Raw genomic sequence first — 21,997 nt, 5'->3', positions numbered from 1 at the left:
CCGGAGGCGGGCGTTTTCTTTTGTACGGACAGGCCGTTAACCCTGTCCGTGACAAATCGCCCGAAGCACCGAATAGTCCTTGCTCGAAAGCAGGGGCGCCGCCATTTTCCGGCGCGAGGTTTGCTGGGGGGCTTCCCAGCCGTGTCATTTTGACTACGCGGCATCGCTACCAGTCGGGGGCTTGATGCAGGAATTCGATCCGAGGCGGCCGACCCTGCGTCTGGCCCCGAAAGTCTTCACCGCGATCGCCGGTCTGGCCGCCCTGGGCCTGGGCTGGAAGCTGACCGCGCCCGACGCGCCTGTGCAGGTGGTCAAGGCCCCGCTGGACGCAACCGCCCTGGCCGCCCTGCAGCACGCCGCCTTCGCCAGCGCCGAGGCCCAGCCCGGCTTCGAGCGGCCTGAATCCATCCCGGTCAAGGTGCGTCCGGGCGAGACCCTGGAAGGCGCGGTCCTGCGCACCGGCATCGCCCCCAACGACGCCCGCCAGGTGGTCACCGCCCTGCAGGGCGCCATCGACACCGTCAACATCAAGGCCGGCATGGCCTTCGAGGCCGCCGTCGCCGAGCGCCGGGGCCGCGCCGGCTCGGCCCGCCTGATCGGCCTGTCGATGCGCACCGGCCCGTCCTCGACCCTGACCGTCTCGCGCACCTTCGACGGCGCGCTGAAGCTGCGGGAGCTGGAGGAAAAGGTCACCGACGAGACCAAGGTGGCCTGCGGCGAGATGAAGGGCTCGTTCTACGAGAGCGTTTCGGACGTCGGCGGCACGCCCGCCGTGGTCAGCCAGGCCGCCCAGCTGTTCTCGCACAAGATCGACTTCTCGCGCGACATCCACGAGGGCGACAGGTTCTGCCTGGTGTTCGGCCGCAAGGTCACCGAGAGCGGCCGCACGGTCGAGGCCGGCGACCTGGAATATGCCGAGGTGAAGGGCCAGAAGTTCTACGCCTTCGACCGCGACGGCCCCGACGGCAAGCCGCAGTTCTTCGACGAGCTGGGCAAGAACATCAAAGGCTTCCTGCTGCGCACGCCGGTGGACGGCGCCCGCATCACCTCCACCTTCGGGGCGCGCAAGCACCCGGTGCTGGGCTACACCCGCGCCCACCAGGGCGTCGACTTCGGAGCCGGCACCGGCACCCCGATCCTGGCGGCCGGCGACGGCGTGGTGCTGGAGGCCCGCCGCTGGAGCGGCTACGGCAACTGGCTGCGCATCCGCCATTCGGGCCAGTGGGACACCGGCTACGGCCACATCTCGCGCTACGCCCCTGGGATCCGCGCCGGCACGCGCGTGCGCCAGGGCCAGGTGGTGGCCTATGTCGGCTCCACGGGCCTGGCGACCGGCCCGCACCTGCACTACGAGGTCTGGCTGAACGGCAAACGGGTCAATCCCATCGGCGCCAAGGTGCCCCAGGGCACGATCCTGGCCGGCGCCGAACTGGGCCGCTTCAAGGCCCAACGCGCCCACATCGACCGCCTGCTGGCCGCCGGCGGCGACGTGGCGGACGACAAGGACACCCCGAAACTGGCCCTGGCCTCGACCGACAAGGCCAAGGGTCCGACGCTGCGCTGACCCGAGCCCTTTCCCTCCCCCTTGTGGGGAGGGGGGACCAGCGAAGCTGGTGGGTGGGGCTCGCCGCCGCTAGAACGCCCTGCACCGATCCCCCACCCGACCCCTTCGGGGCCACCCTCCCCACAAGGGGGAGGGACAATTGAGATTTGCATGTCCTTCCTCACCACCCTCCGTCGCGAGTGGCTGGCCCAGCCGCGCGCCGACCTGCTGTCGGGCACGGTCGTGGCCCTGGCCCTGATCCCCGAGGCCCTGGCCTTTTCGTTCATCGCGGGGGTCGATCCGGCCGTGGGCCTCTACGCCTCGTTCGTGATCGCCATGACCATCGCCTTCGTCGGCGGCCGGCCGGCGATGATCTCGGCCGCCACGGGCGCCATGTCGCTGCTGATGGGCGGGCTGGTGCGCGACCACGGCGTGGAGTTCCTGTTCGCCGCCAGCCTGCTGACCGGCGTGATCCAGGTGACGGTCGGCCTGCTGCGCCTGGGCCGCTACGTGAAGTTCGTCTCCAAGGCGGTGATGAGCGGCTTCGTCAATGCGCTGGGCATTCTGATCTTCCTGGCCCAGATGCCCCAACTGCTGGGCGGAAACGGGCAGACCTTCGCCATGGTCGGGGCGGGGCTGGCGATCATCTATCTCTTCCCGCGCCTGACCAAGGTCGTGCCCTCGCCCCTGGTGGCGATCCTGGTGCTCAGCGTCGTGGCGGTGGCCTTCAAGGTCGATGTGCGCACCGTGGGCGACATGGGCAAGCTGCCCACCACCCTGCCGGTGTTCCACATCCCCGCCGTGCCGCTGACCTGGGAGACCCTGAGGATCATCGCGCCGGTGTCGCTGACCCTGGCCTTCGTGGGCCTGCTGGAGAGCCTGCTGACCGCCAACTTGCTGGACGACATCACCGACACCCCGTCGGACAAGGACCGTGAGACGCGCGGCCAGGGGATCGCCAACATCGTCTCGCCGCTGCTGGGCGGCATGGCGGGTTGCGCCATGATCGGCCAGTCGATGATCAACGTCACCAGCGGCGGGCGCGGGCGGCTGTCGACCTTCTGGGCGGGGCTGTTCCTGCTGATCCTGATCCTGGTGCTGCGCGACGGGGTGGCGCGGATCCCCATGGCCGCCCTGGTGGCGGTGATGATCATGGTCTCGTTCAAGACCTTCGACTGGAGCTCGGTGCGCAACATCCGCTCCATTCCGATCCAGTCGACGATCGTCATGCTGGCCGTCACCGTGACCGTGCTGGCCACCCACGACCTCTCCAAGGGGGTGGTGCTGGGCGTGCTGCTCAGCGTGGTCTTCTTCGCCCGCAAGGTGGGCAAGATGGTCGCCGTGCGAGAGGTCCAGACGGAGGACGAGGCCGTCCGCCGCTATCGGGTCGAGGGCCAGCTGTTCTTCGTCTCGGCCAGCCTGTTCGAAGCCGCCTTCGAGTTCCACGGCCCGCTTCGTCGGGTCGAGATCGACCTGACCGGCGCCCATCTGTGGGACCAGACCGCCGTGGCGGCGGTCGACAAGGTGGTGTTCCGCTATCGCCGCCAGGGCGCGCAGGTCGACCTGATCGGCATGAACCAGGCCGCCGCGACGCTGGTCGAGCGGGTGGGACGTCACGACAAGACGCACCTGCCGGAGGGGGCGGGGCGCTAGGAACAGGCGGGGACATGCCCTCGCGGCGTGTCCCCATGTCTGGGCTCGGCGCTAGCTGATGGGGACACGCCGCAAGGGCATGTCCCCGGCCAATAGCTTGACCGCCGCTCCGCCGGGTTCCATCCCAGGACGATGAAAGCCTTCCCGCCGCTGAAGCCCGACTCCGACCAGATGCTGCATCTGGACGCCCTGCGTATCGTCGGGGCCCTGATGATCGTGGTGTTCCACTTCAACCGCTACATCAACCTCGATGGCCGCTGGCAGGTGGCGGACGACATGATCAAGGGCTTCAGCCTGGTCGTGGACCTGTTCTTCCTGATCTCCGGCTACGTGATGGCGGCGATCTATACCGGCCGGCTGACCAGCTGGGCCAAGTACGGGACCTTCCTGCAGAAGCGCGTGGCGCGGCTGGGGCCGCTGCATTGGGCCACCATGCTGGTCTTCGTCGGGGTCTGGGCGGCGGGCGTCATGGGCTGGGGCGGGGATGTCGATCCCAAGCGCTACGACCTCTCCTGCATCGTCCCCAACGTGCTGTTCGTCCACGCCTGGCATACCTGCCATTCCCAGACCTGGAACTTCGTCAGCTGGGCGATCAGCGCCGAGATGGGGCTGTATCTGGCCCTGCCGCTGCTGTTCTGGATCACCGGGCGCGGCTGGTGGGCGACGGGCCTGGCCTTCGTGGCCAGCTTCGTGGTCCTGCTGCTCAATCCCGACGGCGAGATGCCCTTCCACCAGTGGACCTGGAACTTCGGCGTGCTGCGCGCCGTGCCGGGCTTCCTGCTGGGCATGCTGGCCTTCCAGCTGCGCGACGTGCTGGGCAGGCTGCCGTTCGCCCGCTTCTGGATGTGGGGCCTGCTGGCGCTGTTCCTGGTGCTGTCGACCCTGCGGATCGAGCGGACCCTGCTGCTGCTGGTGATCTACGCCCTGGGCCTGGCCGGCGTGGCCGCCGACGCGGCAGGCACGCAAGGCGGGGTCAGCCGCCGCCTGGCCCCGTGGGCTCAACTGAGCTTCAGCCTCTATCTGCTGCACCCCATCGCCCTGAAGATGGGGATCAACTGGGTCGGCGTGGCCGCCTGGGGGCTGACGGGGGATGCGCTGCGGCTGTGGGTGCTGTTCTGGGTGTTGGCGCTGATCCCGGCCGCCTATCTGTCGCTGGTGCTGTTCGAGCGGCCGGCGCGAGACTGGATCTCCAAGCTCACCCTCTCCCAGAGGGAGAGGGAGGGACCCGCCGCGTAGCGGCGGGAGGGTGAGGGGTTACACCGTTGGCCAGGTTCGCGCTAACTTCGCCCTATGGACGTGTTTGACTGGCTTACGGAGTGGTACGAGGCCCAGTGTGACGGGGACTGGGAGCACAGTTTCGGCCCCAAGATTGAAACGATCGACAATCCGGGTTGGTCGGTAAAAATCGATCTAGCCGGAACGGATTGCGATGGGCGGACGATGGAGCGTCGCTCGCACAATCACGAACATGGGACCGAGTGGTGGACCTGCTGGGTTGAAGACAATGTCTTCGATGGAGCAGGCGGCCCTCGCCAACTACGCCCTATCTTGGAAGCATTCAGAGCGTGGGTGCTAGCCAACTAACAGCCCCCGGCAGGCACGCCGGCCAGCGGTATAACCCCTCACCCTCCCAAGCTTTGCTTGGGCCCCTCCCTCTCCCTCTGGGAGAGGGTTCAAGACAGGCTATCCACCCACGCCGGCAGGTCCCCGATCGACGCCAGCTCGGCATACCGCTCGTGCTCGGCCGGTGCGTCCGCCGCCTCGTGGGCCCAGACCAGCGGGTAGGGGATCAGCGCCGCCCAGGCGCCGGCCTGCAGTGCCGGGATGATGTCGGACTTCACCGAATTGCCGGCCATCACCGCCTGCTCCGGTCCCGTGCCGTGGCGCGCGAACACCCGGCGGTAGGTGTCGGCGTCCTTCTCGGACACGATCTCGACGGCGGCGAAGAGGTCGCCCAGGCCGGAAGCGGCCAGCTTCTGTTCCTGGTGCAGCAGGTCGCCCTTGGTGACCAGCACCAGGCGGTAGCGTTCCGACAGGGTCGCCAGGGCCTTCTCGACGCCGGGCAGGGGCTCGACCGGCTCGGTCAGCATCTCGCGGCCGGCGGCCAGGATCTGGCGGATCACGCCGATGCTGACCTGGCTGTCGGTCAGCTCCATGGCCGTCTCGATCATCGACAGGGTGAAGCCCTTGGCCCCGTAGCCGTAGAGCCGCAGATTGCGCTTCTCGGTCTGGGCCAGCTCGGCCTCGATCCGCGCCTCGTCGCCATAGGGCGCCAGCAGCTCGACGAACCGCTTGTGGGTCAGGCGGAAGATGGTCTCGTTGTGCCAGAGGGTGTCGTCTGCATCGACGCCGACGGTGGTGACGGGCATGGAAGGCTCTTTCGGATCGGAGCGGGGTGATACGACGCGCCGCTCCTCGCGCAAAGGCCTCAGCCTTCCGCGTCGCCGCCCTCCTCGGGATCGGCCTTGAACGTGCGCTCTTCCAGCCTCAGCCGCTCCTGTTCGAAGCGGTTGGTCAGGTGCAGCATCTGCTCGGTCAGATTGGCCGACACGGTGGCGGCGGGTTCGTCGGTGGCGTCGTCGTAGGTGTCGGACATGCGAAAGCTTGCACAGAAGGGCGCCCCCGCCCTGGGTGTCCTAACGATGTCGGCTGCCCGACGTTCCTACGGCCAAGCCGGGTTTTTCGGGGCGGCCTAGAAAGTCTGGATCAGGAAGATCGCCGCGCAGACCGGCGCGGCGGCCACGAGCAGCACGCGCAGGCTCGTCTCGACCAGGCCGAACAGGCTGGTGTCGATGGACGGGGCGATGCGGGCGACGAGGGTGCTCATGGGACCAACTCCTTTGAAGCTCGACCATGAGCTCTAAGAAGTTAACGTCCGGCGGTCTTGGACGGATGCGTCCCCGCGACAAGTTGTTCCAGCTGTGGCGCCGAAGAGACTACGCCCACGACGGCGGCGGCTGACGCGTGTCGGGCGCCGGCGGCGGGCGCACGCTGGCGCAGGCCGGATGCGCCTTGAACACCCGCTTCATCGACGCCGGGAAGCGGTGCAGCGCCGCCGCGGGACGGATCGGTCGGGCCGACAGATCGCCCGAGCAGTTGGGACAGACGCCGGAGAATCGGGTCTCCACGCAGTCGACGCAGAAGGTGCATTCGAAGGTGCAAATCCGCGCGTCCGGGCTGTCGGGCGGCAGGTCGCGATCGCAGCACTCGCAATTGGGACGCAGTTCGAGCATGGGCCGTCCTCCCAGGTTCTTATGCTTATTGTGGCGCTTAACCCTTCCAGCATAGGGGCTTTAGGGCTTCGTGCGCGAGGGGACTCGTTCGCCGATCACGGGAATGTGGCGAGCGGCCCCGGATCGCGTGATCGAAGGGGTTGACCCCCCCTCCATACCCCCCTAGACACGCCGCCGTTTGCGCGGCGGGCGGGGGTTACCCTCGACCCGCCTTTTTGCGAAAATGATCCGCCCTTTCGGGCCTGCGTTCAGGAGGCGCTTTACAGAATGTCCCAAGACCTTCTCCCCGGCGTCACCGGCGTTCTGGCCCTGGCCGACGGCACGATCCTGCAGGGCGTCGGCTGCGGCGCGACCGGCGATGCGGTCGGCGAGGTGTGCTTCAACACCGCCATGACCGGCTACCAGGAGATCCTGACCGACCCCTCCTACATGGCCCAGATCGTCGCCTTCACCTTCCCGCACGTGGGCAATGTGGGCACGAACGTCGAGGACCTGGAGCAGATGGCCGGCGGCGCCGAGACGGCCGCCCGCGGCGCGATCTTCCGCGACGCCCCGACCGAGCCGGCCAACTGGCGCGCCGACAGCGACTTCGACGGCTGGATGAAGCGTCGCAACATGATCGGCCTGTCGGGCGTCGACACCCGCGCCCTGACCCGCAAGATCCGCGAGACCGGCATGCCGCACGGCGTGATCGCCCATTCGCCCGACGGCAAGTTCGACCTGGAAGCCCTGGTCGCCAAGGCCAAGGCCTGGGCGGGTCTCGAAGGCCTGGACTTGGCCAAGGACGCCTCCACCACCCAGACCTTTACCTGGGACGAGGGCCTGTGGTCGTGGCCGGAAGGCTACGCCAAGCTGGACAAGCCCAAGTACGAGGTCGTGGTCCTGGACTACGGCGTCAAGCGCAACATCCTGCGCGCCCTGGCCCACGTCGGCGCCCGCGCCACGGTGGTGCCGGCCGACACCAAGGCCGAGGACATCCTGGCCCGCAATCCCGACGGCGTGCTGCTGTCAAACGGCCCGGGCGACCCCTCGGCGACGGGTGAGTACGCCGTGCCCGAGATCCAGAAGCTGGTCGCCAGCGGCAAGCCGGTGTTCGGCATCTGCCTTGGCCACCAGATGCTGGCCCTGGCCGTCGGCGCCAAGACGGTGAAGATGGAGCAGGGCCACCACGGGGCGAACCACCCGGTGAAGGACCTGACGACCGGCAAGGTCGAGATCGTCTCGATGAACCACGGCTTCACGGTGGACAGCGCTTCGTTGCCGCAGGCCGTGACCGAGACCCACGTCTCGCTGTTCGACGGCACCAACGCCGGCATCGCCCTCACCGACAAGCCGGTGTTCAGCGTGCAGCACCACCCGGAAGCCTCGCCCGGCCCGACCGACAGCCTCTATCTGTTCGAGCGCTTCGCCGGCCTGATGGACAAGGCGAAGTAGAGAGCGGCCAAGGCCCCGCTTTCATAAAACGACCACCAGACTGTCATGGCCGTCTCACGCTCCCCGCCGGGGAGCGTGCTAGCCTTTTTGCGTTCCGGTTCACCTTGCGACCCTCACGAGGATCCCATGACCTATGAACGCATCGGTGGCGAAGCCGTCGCCAACGCCGCCCTCGACGACTTCTTCCATCGCGCCCAGGAAGACGATCTCCTGGCCCATCTGGTCGGGCCGGTGATCGCGCCGGGCGTGCGGGCCTTCATGGCCGCGGCCCTGGACCTCGACAACGACGACGAGGTTCGCCTGGCGCCGGCCTTGGCCTGGCTGGCCGACGAAGGGCTGGAGGACGAGGACCTCGACCACATGGTCGGCCATCTGGCCCTGGCCCTGGAGGCGCGCGGCCTCGCCGACGAGCTCATCGCCGACATCGCCGACCGTGCCGAGACCCTCCGCGACGCCGCCCTGGGCGTCTGGCCGGAAGACGACGACGAGGATGACGAGGACGAGGACGAAGAGGTCGCGGCTTAGGTCCCGAACTGCGTGAACGGCGCCTTGTCGAACAGTTCGCGCTCCGCCCCGCGCGGGTCGTCCTGCATCCGCGTGGTGTTGTCGAACACCAGGGTCTGGCGCCTCGGCAGCGTATAGGGCTCCCACTTCGGGATCGCCGCGCAGTTCGGATCGCCCGTCCGCGCGAAGGCGATGAACACGTCCGCCAGCCGCTCGTGCATGGCCACGGCCTCGGGCCCCGAGCCCGTGATCACCCCCGGCGCGTCGAAATTGCCGAACACCAGCTGCATGTCCAGCGTATGGGGCGCGCCCCAGGCGCCGCCGTCCTTGGGGGCGCGCCAGTCCAGCTGGTAGGCGAAGGCGGGGGCGCCGGCCTTCGCCCGTTCCTCGTCCTGGATGATCGCCGCCCGCCACGAGCGTCCGGCCGTCGAGGCGGCGAAATAGACGTCCGAGGGGGAGTAGTCCGGATAGATCTTGCGGTAGGCCGCCACCACCGTGGCCGGGTCGATGTCGACGCGGGCGTTGAACTGGCTGGGCAGCTTGGCGACCACCTGCTCCCAGGTCAGGTCCAAGAGGGTCTTGTCGTAGCCGACGAAGCCGCGCGTCTCGTCGTGGGTGTTGCCGCACATCATGGGGATGGAAAGGCTCTGGGGCGCGGCGTCGGGATAGAAGGGGTGGCGCGTCAGGCTGCGCTCGTCCAGCACCGGGCCCATATAGACCCCGCCGCTGCCGGCGATGGGGTCGACGGCCTTCAGCCCGCCCAGGAAGGTCTCGGCGGGCAGGGCGCGCAGGGCCGCCAGGTCCTTGACCCCCAGCTTGTCGAGGAAACCCTTGGCGCGTTTGGTGGCGTTGAACGGGCCGGCGGCGGTGACCTGCTGGCCGCTCATGGTGACGGCGCGGTGGAACAGGCCCTTGGCGGCGGGCATGGCCATCAGGGTGGCGATCTTGGCCCCGCCACCCGACTGGCCAAACAGCATGACGTTGCCGGGATCGCCCCCGAAGGCGGCGATGTTGTCGCGCACCCATTGCAAGGCCAGCACCAGGTCCATCTGGCCGACATTGCCGCTGTCGGCGACGCTGGGGTCGTCGAACAGGCGGGAGAGATAGAGATAGCCGAAGGCGTTGAGCCGATGGTTCACGGTCACCACCACCACGTCGCCGCGCTTGGCCAGCTTCGTCCCGTCGTACCAGGGACTGGCGCCCGAGCCGGTGTTGTAGGCGCCGCCGTGGATGTAGAACAGCACCGGGCGCTTCTTGCCGTCAGTTGCGGGAGTCCAGACGTTGAGGAACAGGCAGTCCTCGCTCAGGGCCTCGCCGTCCTCGCCCTTGCCCTGCGGGCAGGCCGCGCCATAGGCCAGGGCGTCGGCGACGCCGGTCCAGGGCTTGGGGGGCTGGGGCGGCATGAAGCGCAGCGGGCCCGTATCGGCCCCGTAGCGCAGACCCTTGAACACCTGGACGCCGTTCGCGCTGGCACCGCGCACCTTGCCGTAGGCGGTGGTCGCGACGGGACCGGGCTTGGCGGCCAGGGCCGGCGTCGAGGCCAGGGCGAGGGCTGCCCCCGCGCCGGCGATCAGGCCGCGACGGTCGAGGTGAAGCTGGTCCATGGGCGTCCTCCAGGCGCGGTTGGCCTCGCGCTCGGCGGAATCGCTACCACGGTTCCTGACACCGGTGACATCCACTTTTTATCATCTGAAACCCTCTCCCAGAGGGAGAGGGAGGGACCCAAGCGAAGCTTGGGAGGGTGAGGGGTTTAGATGTTCGACGGCGTGCCGGCGGGGCGTCTGCGTGAAATCGGTGAGGGTGTAACCCCTCACCCTCCCAACCGCTTCGCGGCCGGGCCCCGCCCTCTCCCTCTGGGAGAGGGTGTTAAAGAGCCGCCACCGCCTTCGCGTGCGCCCGGATCACGTCCAGCGTCGAGGCGTCCTTGTCGAACACGCCGAACAGGCCCTGCTCCTCCTGCGGGGGATCGCCGACATAGGAGCGGTCGCCCATCTTGAACCAGGCGTCGGGATGCTGGGCGCGGCCCTCGCCGTTCCAGGCCCAGAAGTTGGTGCCGGCCAGCGGGCCGCCGGCCTTCATGTCGGCTTCGACCAGGCCGAACATCATCTTGTAGAAGCGGTCGCGATGGGTGGTGGGGCCGCCCGGGGTGAAGGCGCGGTCCTCGCGGATCAGGCCGAACTCCTCGATCACCAGCGGCTTGCCCAGGCCCTTGGCGATGGCGATGTGCTTGGCCACGTAGTCGCGGCACTTGGCCTCGCCGGCGTCGTAGGTCGCCGGCTGGTTCTTCATGTCGATCCAGCCCCAGTTGTTGGGCCAGACGTGGAGGGTCAGGTAGTCGATGCTGGCCGGCTTGTGGGCCTCGACCACGCAGGCCTCGCGCTCGAGGCACCCCATGGTCCCCTCGCTGCCGGTGGTGACCAGGTGGCGCGGGTCCAGCGACTTGATCAGGGCCGAGGTCTCCGACACCCAGCGGTAGTAGGTGGGCAGGTTGGGAACCCCGAAGGCCTCGCTGCCGCCCGGACGCGGCTCGTTGGCCAGCTGCCAGGCCATGATGGTGGGATCGTCGCGATAGGGCTTGCCGGTGACGGTGCTGACCCGGCCGACCAGGCCGCGCAGATAGTGCTGGAACAGGCCTTGCGCCTTGGTGTCGCCGTAGAAGCGGGCCGAGTAGTCGGCGAATTCCGGCCAGGGGTGAGCCGGGTCGCCCTGCTGGAACCACTCGCCGTTGCCGGTCCAGCGCAGATAGGCCGGCATGCCGCCCGACCAGTCCCAGAAGTTGTTGACGTAGATCACGGCCTTCATGCCGCGCTTGGCCATCTGGGCCAGCAGCACGTCCAGGCCCTTGAGCAGGTCCTGGTCGTAGTCCTCGCCGGGGCCGCGGAAGGTGGGGTCGATGGCCACCTTGGCCGGCGAGCGCTCGCCCGCGCCCAGGACGCGCAGGTTGGTGACGCCCAGGGCCTTCAGCCGGTCCAGCTCGCGCTCGAGGCGCGGCAGGTCGCCCGAGCGTCCCGGAGAGCCCAGCCAGGCCCCGTACCACAGGTTGGCGCCCACGAAGCGATAGGGCTTGCCGCCCAGGCTGAGGCGGCCGTCCTTGACGGTGACGAAGGCGGGGGAGGGCTTGGCCTGGGTTCCCGTGGCCATCATGGCGGCGGCGCCGGCGACCATCAGGTGGCGTCTCGAAAGCATGCTTCACTCCCCGTTTGTTTGCGCCAACCTAGCGGAGGTCCTCGGGGAGATGGAAGCGATTAAATAAATTTGATTACGGAATTATCCATGAGCGGCCCGCTTGGCGACCCAGTCGACGATCAGGCTGAGGGCAGCCGGGGCCATGGTCTCCTCGATCGCCCCGTAGCCCGGCGCCTGGCCGGGCGGGACGGTCTGGAGCAGGTGGTTGAGGCCCGGCAGCTCCTGGACCGTCGCGTCGGGATTGCCGGCCAGGGCGGCGCGGATCGGCGGCAGGTTGATGGCCGGCACGATGTTCAGGTCCTGGCCGCCGTTGACGTCCAGCACCGGGCATTTCAGCGCCTTGAGGTTGGGGATCGGGTCGGTGTTGAGGAAATAGTGCATCCACGGCAGGGACAGCATCGCCGCCTTGCCCTGGGCGGCCGCCTCCGGTTCGCCCGCAGCCGTCAGCAGGGCCACCAGCTTGGGTTTCGACACCGCCGGATCGGCCTCGGTCCTGACCAGGTCGAAGGCGGCGCGGTTGGTGGCGGTGGTGGCCTCGACCTTGTCGAGCGGGGCGCCGTGGGCGGCCATCAAGGCGCGGGTCTGGCTCATCAGCACGCGCTGGCCGCTGACGCCCGGCGCGCCGATCATGGCCACGAAGGCGATGCGCGGATCCTTGGCCGCCACCATCGGTGCGATCAGCCCGCCCTCGCTGTGGCCGATCAGGCCGACGCGGGCGGGGTCGATATCCTTGCGGGCGCGCAGGAAGGCCACGCCCGCCTCGACGTCGGTGGCGAAGTCGGCGCTGGTCACGCTCTTGATGTTGGGTCCGGCCTCCGAGCCGCCCGCGCCGCGATCGTCGACCCGCAGCACGGCCACGCCCTTGCGGGTCAGGGCGTCGGCGATCAGCAGGAAGGGCTTGTGGCCCTCAATGGTCTCGTCGCGATCCTGCGTGCCCGAGCCGGTGATCATCAGGGCGACGGGGAAGGGGCCGGCCCCTTCCGGCAGGGTCAGGGTCCCGGCCAGCTTCAGGCCCGAGGTCGGGTTGACGTAGGTGACCTCCTCGGCGCGGTAGGGGAAGGGCGGCTTGGGCGTCTGCGGGCGCTGGGCGGCCACGGGGGCGGCGCGGGTGAAGGTGAGCGGGGCCGAGCCGCCGCCCTGGCGCCAGGCGCCGACCAGGCTGGCGCCGTCGGCCGCGACCTGGCCCTCGAACCGCGCGGCCAGCGTGGTCAGCACCACCGTGATCGCCCCCTTGTCCAGGCTGGCGGTCGCCGGCAGGCCGTTGGCGTTCTGGGACGGGCTGTCGACGCTGGCCGCGCCATCGCCCCGGATGTGCAACACCAGCGGGATCTTCACCCCGACGTTCAGCGTGCCGTACCAGTCGCCGAGAACGGGGGTCAGGTCCTGGGCGTGAGCCAGGACCGGCGCGGCCATCGCCATGGCCGCGATCAACGCCGTACGGAAGGAACGCATCGTCTATCCCCGACAAGCCTCTTGGGCGCGGCATCCATACACCCGCGCCCACGCCCTTGGGTAGAGCCCGTGATCTAGGCGCGCGCCAGGCCCTTCAGCACCCGCAAGGCGTCCTCAGCGCGGTCGGTGGGCACGAACAGGTGATCGTGGAAGAAGGCCGACACCGGATTGACCCCCAACCCCTCGGCGGCCAGAGCCGGCAGCAGGGCGGCCAGGAAGCCGACGGCTTCCAGCGAGGAGTGGATGTTCAGGGTGATCATCCGGCAGGGGAATACCGCCTCCAGCCCCGCCGCCTGGGCCTCGGCCTGGGTGACGATCAGCGTCAGGCCCTCGCGCTCGCGGAAGGTCATGACGGGCGAGAGGCCTTCAGGCGTGAGCGTACCCAACGGTAGGGTGGCGAAGACATAGGTCTCGTCGCCGAGCACGGGCTCCATCGCGGCGATCAGGGCGGAGAGGTTGGTTTCGCCGGTCATGGCTGCCGCTCTTCCAGGCTATGCCAAATCCGAATGATCAAGACCTGTTGATCGACCACGTCATAGCGAATGATGTAGGCGCTTCGCCCGAACGGCAGGTTTATTTCGCGAAGATTGTCGTCGACCTGGCGTCCCCGCAGAGGGTGCGTGGCGAGTGCGGCAAGAGTCTTTTCGAGAAGACGACCGAGCCGGGCGGCGGCGCGGGGATCGCGCTCCGTGAGCCATGCGTCGAGCCGTGCGGCATCCTCAAGGGCAGCCCGCGTAACCTCGACAGTAAAATTCATTCGCCGCGGCCGCCAAACCTTCGAAGGCGATCTCGAAATTCTGTCCAAGGGATGGTGTCGCCGGTCCGCCGGGCTTCATCCGCAATGGCTTTGTCAATGGCGGGGTCGGGATCGACCCACCTCAGGGGCGGATCATCCGTCATGGCCTGGTCGAGCGCTGCCATGGCGTAGTCGGTAATGGACAAGCCGAGGCGCTCCGCCGCCGCTCTCAAGCGCTCCGCGCGATCCTCATCTACGTGAATGTCGAAACCATCGGCCATGAGCGGAGAATCCCGCCCATGGCCGACAAGGTCAAGGCCTAGAGGTTCAGCAGCGCCGGGTCGCCGCCCTGGGCGGTGATGTTGACGCTCAGCGCCCGCTCCACCGCGTAGCGCAGCAGGGCGTGGGGGCCGCCGGCCTTGGGGCCGGTGCCCGACAGGCCTTCGCCGCCGAACGGCTGCACGCCCACGACCGCACCCGTCATCGAGCGGTTGACGTAGGTGTTGCCGGCCGGGACCAGGCGCTGGACGTCGGCCGCGAAGCTCTCGATCCGCGAGTGGACGCCCAGGGTCAGGCCGTAGCGGCGGGCCGCCAGGGCGCCGGCCACCTGCTCCAGGTCCTCGGGGCGATAGCGCACCACGTGCAGGATCGGGCCGAACACTTCGCGCTCCAGGAAGTCGGCGGCCGGGATCTCGGCCAGGACCGGGGCGAAGAAGGTGCCGGTCTCGGGCGCGACCAGGCTGTGCAGCACCTTGGCCTCGTGGTTGAGGCGGTCCAGATGCTTGACCAGAGCGGCCTTGGCGTCGGCGTCGATCACCGGGCCGACGTCGGTGGTCGGCTGGGCCGGATCGCCGACGACCAGGGCGTCCATGGCGCCCTTCAGGCCCTCGACGATGTGGTCGGCGGTGTCTTCGGGCAGGAACAGCAGGCGCAGGGCCGAGCAGCGCTGGCCCGCGCTGCCGAAGGCCGACAGGATCACGTCGTCGATCACCTGTTCGCGCTGCGCCGTCGTGTCGACGAACATGCCGTTGAGGCCGCCGGTCTCGGCGATGAACGGCACGATCGGGCCTTGGCGCTGGGCCAGGGTCTGGTTGATCCGCCAGGCGGTGTCGGTGCCGCCGGTGAAGGCCACGCCGTCGAGGCCCTCGTGCGCGGTCAGGGCCGCGCCGACGGTCTCGCCGCGACCCGGCAGCAGGGCCAACAGGCGGTGGTCCAGGCCCGCGGCGTGGAACAGCTTCACGGCCTCGAAGGCGATCAGCGGGGTCTGCTCGGCGGGCTTGGCCAGCACGGCGTTGCCGGCGGCCAGGGCGGCGGCGATCTGGCCGGTGAAGATGGCCAGCGGGAAGTTCCACGGGCTGATGCAGACGAAGACACCGCGCCCGGCCAGGCGCAGGGTGTTGGTCTCGCCGACCGGGCCGGTCAGGACGTCGCCGGCGAGGGCGAACTGCTGCTCGGCCAGCTTGGCGTAGTAGCGGCAGAAGTCGACGGCCTCGCGCACCTCGGCGATGGCGTCGGGCAGGGTCTTGCCGGCCTCGCGGGCCAGGATGGCGCACAGGCGCTCCAGATTGGCCTCCAGGGCGTCGCCCATGGCGCGCAGCGTCTCGGCGCGAGCCGGGCCGCCGGCCTGGTCCCAGGCGGGTTGGGCGGCGCGGGCCAGGCGGAAGGCCTGGTCGATCTGCGGCAGCTGGGCCTCGGACACCACCCCCACCACGCGGGCGTGATCGACCGGGGCCTGGACCGGCATCGGCGGGGCGCCGGCCGTCAGCTTGCCGCCGATCAACGGGCCCGCCGACAGGGTCAGCTTGTCCAGCTCGGCGACGTGGGCGACCAGGCGCTCGCGGTCGGCCTTCACCGACAGGTCGCGGCCGGCGCTGTTCCGGCGACCCGGGCCATAGACGTTCACCGGGGTCGGGATCTTGGCGTGGCGGTCGGGGTGGGCGGCGACCAGGTCGACGGGATCGGTGACCACCTTCTCGACCGGCACCCGCTCGTCCAGCAGGGCGTGCACGAACGATGTGTTGGCGCCGTTCTCCAGCAGGCGGCGGACCAGGTAGGGCAGCAGGTCCTCGTGGCCGCCCACCGGGGCGTAGGCCCGCAGCGTGATGCCGTCATAGAGGTCGTCGGCGGCCTTGTAGAGCGCCTCGCCCATGCCGTGCAGGCGCTGGTGCTCTATTCTGACGCCGGCGTTCTTGGCCATGCGCACCACCGCCGCCAGGGTGTGGGCGTTGTGGGTGGCGAACTGGGCGTAGAGGTTCGGAGCCGCTTCGATCAGGGCCTTGGCGCAGACCAGGTACGACAGGTCGGTGGCCGGCTTGGTGGTGTAGACCGGATAGTCCGGACGGCCGGCGACCTGGGCGCGCTTGATCTCGCTGTCCCAATAGGCGCCCTTCACAAGGCGAACCATCAGGCGGCGGCCGGTCTGTTGCGACAGGGCCGACAGGCGCGCGATCACCTCGGGGCAGCGCTTCTGATAGGCCTGGACGGCCAGGCCCAGGCCCTTCCACTCGCCCAGCTCCGGTTCGCGGCACAGGCGGTCCAGCAGCTTCAGCGACAGGGCCAGGCGGTCGGCTTCCTCGGCGTCGATGGTGAAGTTGATGTCGTACTTGGCGGCGATCTTGGCCAGGCGCAGGACGCGTGGATAGAGCTCGTGCCAGACGCGAGCTTCCTGGGTGGCCTCGTAGCGGGGCGTGAGGGCCGACAGCTTGACCGACACGCCGTGGCCGGCCTCGGGGCCGGCGCGGTTGGACAGCTTGCCCACCGTCTCGATCGCGTCGGCATACGACTTCTCGTAGCGAGCGGCGTCGGCGACGGTGCGGGCGCCTTCGCCCAGCATGTCGAAGCTGCAGATGTCGCCGTCGTTGGCCGCGCGCTTGATGGCCGCCTCGATGGTGCGGCCCAGCACGAACTGTTCGCCCATGATGCGGATGGCCTGGCCGACGGCGGCGCGGATAACGGGCTCGCCCAGGCGGCTGGCGATCTTCTTGATGAAGCCGGGCAGGTCGCGCTTGGCGTCCTCGTCGGGCTCGACGATCTTGCCGGTCAGCATCAGGCCCCAGGTCGAGGCGTTGACGAACAGGCTGTCGCTGCCGCCCAGGTGGCTGGCCCAGTCGGCCGAGCCGATCTTCTCGGCGATCAGCTTGTCGCGGGTGTCGTCGTCGGGCGTGCGCAGCAGGGCCTCGGCCAGGCACATCAGGGCCAGACCCTCGCGGGTGCCCAGGCTGAACTCCTGCAGGAAGCTTTCGACCACGCCCTGCTTGCGGACGCTGCGGCGGGCGCCGCGCACCAGGGCCTCGGCCTCGGCGCGGACGGCGGCGCGGTCTTCGCTGCTCAGGGGCTGGGCGGCCAGCAGGTCGGCGATCACGGCGGCTTCGTCGCGATACTTGCCGTCGTCCAGGGTGTCCCAATCGGTCATGATGGCCTCGCTAATGTATATCGTCGCTATATCGCCGCCTTGATCGAAGGTGCTTCGTTTGTTGGCTGGCGGGGCAGTACGATCTTCGGCGAAAATGGCGAAAGACGTTGTCCGCTCCAGACCGCGCGACAGCGTGTCGCGACGCTGGGCAGGCGGGCGTTGGCGGGCAGAATGAAGGGGAAGGGGAGAGGTGGGAAGGGACGCGATACGGGGGGAGGTCGCGCGTCCCTTCCGCTCTCACGCGGCGCTTCCGGGGGAGAGAGCGCCGCGACTGCGCTCCGCCGGGGGGAGTGGCGGAGGGCCGTCCTGTCCGCTTGAGCGCCGAGGGGGGAGGTGGCGGTCAAGCTCGCTAGGACGATCGAGGGTATAGTCCCGCTTCTTGTGAAGGTGCTTTGTTTGTTGGTATTAATTTCCGAACGATCTTCGGAAAAAGTTGGAAATGGCCATGTCCGCTCTGGATGATACCGATCGCAGGCTTCTGAAGGTTCTGCAGGTCGACGGGCGCATCACCAACGCCGAGCTGGCCAAGCGCTGCAACCTGTCGCCGGCCGCCACCTTCGACCGCGTGCGACGCCTGCGCGAGCGCGGCTTCATCACCGGCTACGCGGCCCTGCTGGACCCGGCCAAGGTGGACCGGGCGCTGCTGATCTTCGTGGAGGTGGTGCTGGACCGCACGACCGGCGACGTGTTCGAGGAGTTCGGAGCGGCCGTGCGCCGCGCGCCCGAGATCCTGGAATGCCACATGGTGGCCGGCGGCTTCGACTATCTGATCAAGGCCCGGGTGCGCGACATGGAGGCCTATCGGGGGTTCCTGGGGGATATCCTGGTGAAGATGCCCGGCGTGCGCGAGACGCGGACCTATGCGGTGCTGGAAGAGGTGAAGAGCACGGTGCAGTTGCCGTTGTAGGCGGTGCGCGCGGCGGGACGCCCCCTCCGTCCGCTACGCGGACACCTCCCCCGTTTCACGGGGGAGGAGAAGGTCGGCGCGGCTTCCTCCTCACCCGTGAAACGGGGGAGGTGGCGCGTCGCTAGCAGCGACGTGACGGAGGGGGCGTCAGGGCGCCGACCGCTCCCGCTTCCTGTACTCCGCCACCTTGGCCTTGTTTCCGCACGCGCTCATCGAGCACCAACGGCGGTCGCCCTTGCGGGACGTGTCGACGAACAGCACCGCGCAGGGCGGGCCCTCGCACTGGCGGATGCGGTCGCTGAAATCACCACCCAGCAGCGACACACCCTCGCGGGCCAGTTCCGCCAGGAGGCCGCGCACGTCGCCGATCAGGCGGGCGCGGCCGTCGGCCTCCAGGCGCAGCGGGGCGGCGGGCAGGGCGGCGTAGCCGTTGAGCAGTTCGCGGTCGGCCTCGGGCAGGGCCGCGCCCTCCGCCCGCGACAGAGCCAGGCGATAGAGCGCCTCGCGCAGGGACCGGGCCTGGATCAGGTTACCCTCGGTGGCGCCCGGCGGATCTCGCGCCAACTCGGCGGCCACCAGCCAGCGGTCGAGATCGGCGGGCGTGGCCAGCAGGTCGCGCGGGTTTGCACCCAGGCGGCCGATCAGCGTCGCCGCAAGGTCCAGGGCCGGACTGCCGCCTCGAAACTTGAACCCGTCGCGAATCTCCGCCTTCGCCGTCATGCTGTCCCTCTGAACCGGATTGACAGGTTACGGTGCATCGCCGATGTTCGGCAAGTAACCTGCAAAATAGGTTACAAGCTGGAGGGCGCGATGAGATCGACCACGATAGGCGGGCTGGGCCTGGTCCTGATGCTGACCGGCGGGGCCCTGGCTCACGCCGCCGAGCCGTCCCTGGTCGGGACCTGGACCCTGACGGCGGCCGACCGTCTCTATCCCGACGGGGTGCGCACCCGCGACTACGGCGACCATCCCAAGGGGCGGCTGATCATCGACGATCAGGGCCGCTACAGCCTGCAGATCTTCAGCGGCGGGCGCATGAAGGTGGCCTCGGGCGACAAGGCCAAGGCGACGCCCGAGGAGTACGCCAGCGCGGTCATGGGGGCGTCGACCCACTACGGGACCGTGACGGTCGATCCGGCCGCCCACATGCTGGTCTTCCGCATCGAGGGGGCTTCGTTCCCGAACTGGGAGGGGACCGAGCAGCGCCGCAAGTACGCCCTGACCGCCGACACCCTGGGCTACCAGGTGCCCACCCCGCGCGCCGACGGCGCCGTGCCGATCTCGGAGTGGCGGCGGGAGCGGTAGGACACAGAAGCTGTCATCCCGGACAAGCGCGCAGCGCGCCGATCCGGGACCGACGCGTGAACTCAGAGCTTCGGGTCGGTCCCGGATCTTCGCTACGCTTCGTCCGGGATGACAATCAGGGTTTGACTGGCGCGATCCAAGCGCGTTCCTCGGCCAGGTCCAGCGTGACCACCCAGGTCTTCAGCACCGGCTCGCCGATGTTGCCGTCGATGATCATGTCCTCGACCATCGTCGCGCCGCCGAACTGGGGGCCGTCGACGACGGAGAGCTGGACCGTCTGGCCGGTCTTCTTCTCCGGATCCAGGCCCACCAGCGGGGCCACGTGCTTGGCCAGCACCACCGGGCCGACGCTGCCGCAGTCCAGCTCCAGCCAGACCTTGCCCTTGGGCGTGGGCACGGCGACGAACGGGGTCAGGGCCAGGCCGCCGGCGTCGCGGGCGAAACGCACGGGCACCTCCACGCCTTGGGCGGCGCGGGCCTTCAGGCTGGCGGGCGTCTCGACGATCAATTGGCGATGGGCCAGGTCCAGGGTGACGGCGCGGCCGGCGAAGGCGTCCAGGGCCACCGAGCCGTCCAGCGTCGGGGCGTCCTTGGGCAGCAGGGTCGAAAAGTCGATGACCCCGGCGGTCGGGATCTGCAGCGGCAGGCCGCCCGGCGTCAGGGCGACGTCGTCGCAGCGCGGCAGGTCGATCCGGTCGCCGCGCATGCGGTGGCCGGTGACCCGGCCCCAGGGCGTGCAGCCGATCGCCTTGGCGTAGTCGGCCGACAGCACGGTGATGCCGCCGGCGGTGTCCAGCAGGAACCGGCGCGGCTGGCCGTCCGCCTCGATCTGGAACGACCACAGCACGCCCAGATAGGGCTCCAGCGGAACGACCACCGGCGTGGGCGGAGGGGCGGGTTTGGCGGGGGCGGCCCAGGAGGCCGAGGAGAAGGCGGGAACGGAGACGGCCAGGCCCATCGCGGCCACGGCCAAGGAACGCAACAAAGCCCGCATGATCGACGCAACCCCACTGCCCGCGGCGCTGTCCGCCGCCATGGCCTTTGGTCGCCGGTCTGCAACGTTCGGTAAAGTGAAATCCCTGTCAGGGAAGGGGATTGCGCTGTTTTCGGGCAAGGTTGGAAGGGGCGCGCGGGGGGATGCGCGCCCCTTCCGGCTTGGCGGCGTCGGGGGGGATGACGCCGCTAGCGCCTCCCGCATGGGCGCGGGAGGAGTCGGTCTGAGCCCCTAGCTGCCGGCGGGCGCGCCGCCGCCGAGGGCCTTGTAGAGGGTGGCCAGATTGGTCGCCCGCGCCAGGCGCGCGCCGATCAGGCCCTTCTGCGAGGTGTAGAGGGTCCGCTGGGCGTCCAGCAGGTTCAGCGAGCTGTCGACGCCGGCGCCGTAGCGGGCCCGCGACAGGCGGACCGTGTCGTTGGCGGCGGCGACCAGGCGCTCCTGCGAGCCGACGCGGTCCTGGATGGTGGACTGCACGGCCAGGCCGTCGGACACCTCGCGGAAGGCCGTCTGCACGGTCTTCTCGTAGGTGGCCACGGCGATGTCGCGGCTGGCCTTGGCGCTGTCCAGCCCGGCCACATTGGCCCCGCCGGCGAAGATCGGCAGGCTGATGCGCGGGGCGAAGCTCCACGTGCCGTTGCCGCTGTCGAACAGGCTGGAGAGGTCGCCGCTGGCCACGCCCGTCGAGGCCGTCAGGCTGATCGTCGGGAAGAAGGCCGCGCGGGCCGCGCCGATATTGGCGTTGGCGGCGGCCAGCTGGTGCTCGGCGGCCAGCACGTCGGGACGGCGGGTCAGCACGTCCGAGGGCAGGCCGGCCGGCAGGTCCGGCAGGATCTGGGCGGCGATCAGGCCGCCGGCCGGCAGCAGGTCGGCCGGCACGTCGGTCCCCACCACCAGCCGCAGGGCGTTCTTATCCTGCTCGACCTGGGCGATGTAGGTGGCCACGTCCGTGCGAGCGGCCTCGACCAGGGTCTGGGCCTCGCGCACTTCCAGCTGCGAGATCGCGCCGGCCTCGAAGCGGCGCTGGACCAGGGTCATCGACTCCTGGCGGGTGTCCAGCGTCTCCTGGGCCAAGGCCAGCAAGTCCTGGTCGGCCGCCAGGGCCAGCCAGCTGCTGGCGGTCTGGGCGATCAGGCTGATCTGCACCGAGCGGCTGGTCTCGCGGGTGGCCAGGTAGTTCTGCAGCGCCGCGTCCTTCAGGCTGCGGACGCGGCCGAACAGGTCGACCTCCCAGGACGTGACGCCGACGCCGGCCGCATAGGCCTCGACGTCGCGCGAGACGCCCGGCTGGGTCTGGGCGGCCGAGTTCTCGCCCTTGGTGGCCGAGCCGGTGGCGTCGACGCCCGGCACCAGGGCCGCACGCTGGACGCGGTACTGGGCGCGGGACTTCTCGATGTTGAGCACCGCCACGCGCAGGTCGCGGTTGTTCTTCAGCGACAGGTCGATCACGCCCTGCAGGCGCGGGTCGACGAACACCTCGCGCCAGCCCAGGTCGGCGGCGGTGACCGCCGAGCCCGTATTGGCGGCCGCGATGGGCCAGGCGTTGTCCACGGCCAGGGCCGGACGGACGGTCTCCGGCGCCAGGGTGCAGGCCGACAGGGCGGTGGCGGCCAGCAGGGTCAGGGTCAGGTTACGCAGCAT

22 protein-coding genes are annotated in these 21,997 nt (G+C 69.5%); 8 read left to right on the top strand and 14 right to left on the bottom strand.

The window, feature by feature from the left end; translation table 11 throughout:
* The first annotated feature begins 184 nt into the window (after positions 1–184).
* The 4 genes from AC07OA_RS15110 to AC07OA_RS15095 all read left to right on the top strand — a co-directional run bounded on the left by AC07OA_RS15110 (position 185) and on the right by AC07OA_RS15095 (position 4,780).
* A complete protein-coding gene (locus AC07OA_RS15110; protein WP_494664632.1) occupies positions 185–1,564 on the top strand; it encodes a M23 family metallopeptidase in 1,380 nt (459 codons plus the stop codon).
* Positions 1,565–1,714: 150 nt separating this feature from the next.
* The gene (locus AC07OA_RS15105) at positions 1,715–3,196 is read left to right on the top strand and encodes a SulP family inorganic anion transporter (protein ID WP_494664631.1); all 1,482 of its coding nucleotides are present in this window, start codon (positions 1,715–1,717) and stop codon (positions 3,194–3,196) included.
* A gap of 132 nt (positions 3,197–3,328) precedes the next feature.
* Positions 3,329–4,432: an acyltransferase family protein gene (locus AC07OA_RS15100; protein WP_494664630.1), complete on the top strand. Its 1,104-nt coding sequence runs from the start codon at positions 3,329–3,331 to the stop codon at positions 4,430–4,432.
* Between the two features lie 54 nt (positions 4,433–4,486).
* Positions 4,487–4,780 (top strand): immunity 53 family protein, encoded by a 294-nt coding sequence (locus AC07OA_RS15095; RefSeq protein WP_494664629.1) that lies wholly within the window; start codon positions 4,487–4,489, stop codon positions 4,778–4,780.
* An 89-nt stretch (positions 4,781–4,869) separates the two neighbouring features.
* Here the strand turns inward: AC07OA_RS15095 and AC07OA_RS15090 are convergent, their stop codons facing one another.
* The 4 genes from AC07OA_RS15090 to AC07OA_RS15075 form a co-directional block, all read right to left on the bottom strand.
* On the bottom strand, positions 4,870–5,565 hold the full coding sequence (locus tag AC07OA_RS15090) for an HAD family hydrolase (RefSeq protein ID WP_494664628.1): 696 nt from the start codon (positions 5,563–5,565) through the stop codon (positions 4,870–4,872).
* A 59-nt stretch (positions 5,566–5,624) separates the two neighbouring features.
* Entirely contained in the window at positions 5,625–5,792 is a 168-nt protein-coding gene (locus AC07OA_RS15085; protein ID WP_494664627.1) for a hypothetical protein, read from the bottom strand.
* Between the two features lie 96 nt (positions 5,793–5,888).
* The gene (locus tag AC07OA_RS15080) at positions 5,889–6,023 is read right to left on the bottom strand and encodes a hypothetical protein (protein ID WP_494664626.1); all 135 of its coding nucleotides are present in this window, start codon (positions 6,021–6,023) and stop codon (positions 5,889–5,891) included.
* A 109-nt stretch (positions 6,024–6,132) separates the two neighbouring features.
* The gene (locus AC07OA_RS15075) at positions 6,133–6,429 is read right to left on the bottom strand and encodes a DUF1272 domain-containing protein (RefSeq protein ID WP_494664625.1); all 297 of its coding nucleotides are present in this window, start codon (positions 6,427–6,429) and stop codon (positions 6,133–6,135) included.
* 267 nt (positions 6,430–6,696) lie between these two features.
* Here AC07OA_RS15075 and carA point away from each other — a divergent pair, with 267 nt between their 5' ends.
* Both carA and AC07OA_RS15065 read left to right on the top strand, forming a co-directional pair.
* Positions 6,697–7,863 carry a glutamine-hydrolyzing carbamoyl-phosphate synthase small subunit gene (gene carA, locus AC07OA_RS15070; protein WP_494664624.1) on the top strand — a complete coding sequence of 389 codons (1,167 nt, stop codon included), beginning with the start codon at positions 6,697–6,699 and terminating at the stop codon, positions 7,861–7,863.
* A gap of 126 nt (positions 7,864–7,989) precedes the next feature.
* Positions 7,990–8,388, top strand: a complete 399-nt coding sequence (locus AC07OA_RS15065) for a globin family protein (RefSeq protein ID WP_494664623.1) — start codon at positions 7,990–7,992, stop codon at positions 8,386–8,388.
* Here AC07OA_RS15065 and AC07OA_RS15060 read toward each other — a convergent pair.
* From AC07OA_RS15060 to putA, 7 genes are all read right to left on the bottom strand, one after another.
* Positions 8,385–9,971: a carboxylesterase/lipase family protein gene (locus AC07OA_RS15060; protein ID WP_494664622.1), complete on the bottom strand. Its 1,587-nt coding sequence runs from the start codon at positions 9,969–9,971 to the stop codon at positions 8,385–8,387. The two genes, AC07OA_RS15065 and AC07OA_RS15060, sit on opposite strands and share 4 nt — an antisense overlap.
* Before the next feature lie 262 nt (positions 9,972–10,233).
* On the bottom strand, positions 10,234–11,553 hold the full coding sequence (locus AC07OA_RS15055) for a glycoside hydrolase 5 family protein (protein WP_494664621.1): 1,320 nt from the start codon (positions 11,551–11,553) through the stop codon (positions 10,234–10,236).
* An 81-nt stretch (positions 11,554–11,634) separates the two neighbouring features.
* On the bottom strand, positions 11,635–13,005 hold the full coding sequence (locus AC07OA_RS15050; RefSeq protein WP_494664620.1) for an alpha/beta hydrolase family protein: 1,371 nt from the start codon (positions 13,003–13,005) through the stop codon (positions 11,635–11,637).
* Between the two features lie 74 nt (positions 13,006–13,079).
* On the bottom strand, positions 13,080–13,478 hold the full coding sequence (locus tag AC07OA_RS15045; RefSeq protein ID WP_494664619.1) for an ACT domain-containing protein: 399 nt from the start codon (positions 13,476–13,478) through the stop codon (positions 13,080–13,082).
* The gene (locus tag AC07OA_RS15040) at positions 13,475–13,762 is read right to left on the bottom strand and encodes a type II toxin-antitoxin system RelE/ParE family toxin (RefSeq protein WP_494664618.1); all 288 of its coding nucleotides are present in this window, start codon (positions 13,760–13,762) and stop codon (positions 13,475–13,477) included. The genes AC07OA_RS15045 and AC07OA_RS15040 overlap by 4 nt, the downstream gene beginning before the upstream one ends.
* Positions 13,759–14,022 carry an antitoxin gene (locus AC07OA_RS15035; protein WP_494664617.1) on the bottom strand — a complete coding sequence of 88 codons (264 nt, stop codon included), beginning with the start codon at positions 14,020–14,022 and terminating at the stop codon, positions 13,759–13,761. Before AC07OA_RS15035 ends, AC07OA_RS15040 begins: the two co-directional genes overlap by 4 nt.
* Before the next feature lie 38 nt (positions 14,023–14,060).
* Positions 14,061–17,153, bottom strand: a complete 3,093-nt coding sequence (gene putA, locus AC07OA_RS15030) for a bifunctional proline dehydrogenase/L-glutamate gamma-semialdehyde dehydrogenase PutA (protein WP_494664616.1) — start codon at positions 17,151–17,153, stop codon at positions 14,061–14,063.
* Between the two features lie 439 nt (positions 17,154–17,592).
* Here putA and AC07OA_RS15025 point away from each other — a divergent pair, with 439 nt between their 5' ends.
* Positions 17,593–18,060: an Lrp/AsnC ligand binding domain-containing protein gene (locus tag AC07OA_RS15025; protein WP_494664615.1), complete on the top strand. Its 468-nt coding sequence runs from the start codon at positions 17,593–17,595 to the stop codon at positions 18,058–18,060.
* 147 nt (positions 18,061–18,207) lie between these two features.
* On the opposite strand, the gene AC07OA_RS15020 is transcribed toward AC07OA_RS15025, so the two are convergent.
* The gene (locus AC07OA_RS15020; RefSeq protein WP_494664614.1) at positions 18,208–18,780 is read right to left on the bottom strand and encodes a CGNR zinc finger domain-containing protein; all 573 of its coding nucleotides are present in this window, start codon (positions 18,778–18,780) and stop codon (positions 18,208–18,210) included.
* Positions 18,781–18,870: 90 nt separating this feature from the next.
* Here AC07OA_RS15020 and AC07OA_RS15015 point away from each other — a divergent pair, with 90 nt between their 5' ends.
* Positions 18,871–19,365: a lipocalin-like domain-containing protein gene (locus AC07OA_RS15015; RefSeq protein WP_494664613.1), complete on the top strand. Its 495-nt coding sequence runs from the start codon at positions 18,871–18,873 to the stop codon at positions 19,363–19,365.
* A gap of 115 nt (positions 19,366–19,480) precedes the next feature.
* On the opposite strand, the gene AC07OA_RS15010 is transcribed toward AC07OA_RS15015, so the two are convergent.
* On the bottom strand, positions 19,481–20,359 hold the full coding sequence (locus AC07OA_RS15010; protein WP_494664612.1) for a hypothetical protein: 879 nt from the start codon (positions 20,357–20,359) through the stop codon (positions 19,481–19,483).
* Between the two features lie 231 nt (positions 20,360–20,590).
* A complete protein-coding gene (locus AC07OA_RS15005) occupies positions 20,591–21,997 on the bottom strand; it encodes an efflux transporter outer membrane subunit (RefSeq protein WP_494664611.1) in 1,407 nt (468 codons plus the stop codon).

The sequence above is a fragment of the Caulobacter sp. GW821-FHT09B08 genome (assembly GCF_059418225.1).
This window is presented reverse-complemented; position numbering and strand designations above follow the sequence as displayed.

Bases quoted from the DNA above. Each gene is read 5' to 3' on its own strand.
- AC07OA_RS15110 (WP_494664632.1), top strand. From the start codon at position 185: ATGCAGGAATTCGATCCGAGGCGGCCGACCCTGCGTCTGGCCCCGAAA.
- AC07OA_RS15105 (WP_494664631.1), top strand. From the start codon at position 1,715: ATGTCCTTCCTCACCACCCTCCGTCGCGAGTGGCTGGCCCAGCCGCGC.
- AC07OA_RS15100 (WP_494664630.1), top strand. From the start codon at position 3,329: ATGAAAGCCTTCCCGCCGCTGAAGCCCGACTCCGACCAGATGCTGCAT.
- AC07OA_RS15095 (WP_494664629.1), top strand. From the start codon at position 4,487: ATGGACGTGTTTGACTGGCTTACGGAGTGGTACGAGGCCCAGTGTGAC.
- AC07OA_RS15090 (WP_494664628.1), bottom strand. From the start codon at position 5,565: ATGCCCGTCACCACCGTCGGCGTCGATGCAGACGACACCCTCTGGCAC.
- AC07OA_RS15085 (WP_494664627.1), bottom strand. From the start codon at position 5,792: ATGTCCGACACCTACGACGACGCCACCGACGAACCCGCCGCCACCGTG.
- AC07OA_RS15080 (WP_494664626.1), bottom strand. From the start codon at position 6,023: ATGAGCACCCTCGTCGCCCGCATCGCCCCGTCCATCGACACCAGCCTG.
- AC07OA_RS15075 (WP_494664625.1), bottom strand. From the start codon at position 6,429: ATGCTCGAACTGCGTCCCAATTGCGAGTGCTGCGATCGCGACCTGCCG.
- carA (WP_494664624.1), top strand. From the start codon at position 6,697: ATGTCCCAAGACCTTCTCCCCGGCGTCACCGGCGTTCTGGCCCTGGCC.
- AC07OA_RS15065 (WP_494664623.1), top strand. From the start codon at position 7,990: ATGACCTATGAACGCATCGGTGGCGAAGCCGTCGCCAACGCCGCCCTC.
- AC07OA_RS15060 (WP_494664622.1), bottom strand. From the start codon at position 9,971: ATGGACCAGCTTCACCTCGACCGTCGCGGCCTGATCGCCGGCGCGGGG.
- AC07OA_RS15055 (WP_494664621.1), bottom strand. From the start codon at position 11,553: ATGCTTTCGAGACGCCACCTGATGGTCGCCGGCGCCGCCGCCATGATG.
- AC07OA_RS15050 (WP_494664620.1), bottom strand. From the start codon at position 13,005: ATGCGTTCCTTCCGTACGGCGTTGATCGCGGCCATGGCGATGGCCGCG.
- AC07OA_RS15045 (WP_494664619.1), bottom strand. From the start codon at position 13,478: ATGACCGGCGAAACCAACCTCTCCGCCCTGATCGCCGCGATGGAGCCC.
- AC07OA_RS15040 (WP_494664618.1), bottom strand. From the start codon at position 13,762: ATGAATTTTACTGTCGAGGTTACGCGGGCTGCCCTTGAGGATGCCGCA.
- AC07OA_RS15035 (WP_494664617.1), bottom strand. From the start codon at position 14,022: ATGGCCGATGGTTTCGACATTCACGTAGATGAGGATCGCGCGGAGCGC.
- putA (WP_494664616.1), bottom strand. From the start codon at position 17,153: ATGACCGATTGGGACACCCTGGACGACGGCAAGTATCGCGACGAAGCC.
- AC07OA_RS15025 (WP_494664615.1), top strand. From the start codon at position 17,593: ATGGCCATGTCCGCTCTGGATGATACCGATCGCAGGCTTCTGAAGGTT.
- AC07OA_RS15020 (WP_494664614.1), bottom strand. From the start codon at position 18,780: ATGACGGCGAAGGCGGAGATTCGCGACGGGTTCAAGTTTCGAGGCGGC.
- AC07OA_RS15015 (WP_494664613.1), top strand. From the start codon at position 18,871: ATGAGATCGACCACGATAGGCGGGCTGGGCCTGGTCCTGATGCTGACC.
- AC07OA_RS15010 (WP_494664612.1), bottom strand. From the start codon at position 20,359: ATGCGGGCTTTGTTGCGTTCCTTGGCCGTGGCCGCGATGGGCCTGGCC.
- AC07OA_RS15005 (WP_494664611.1), bottom strand. From the start codon at position 21,997: ATGCTGCGTAACCTGACCCTGACCCTGCTGGCCGCCACCGCCCTGTCG.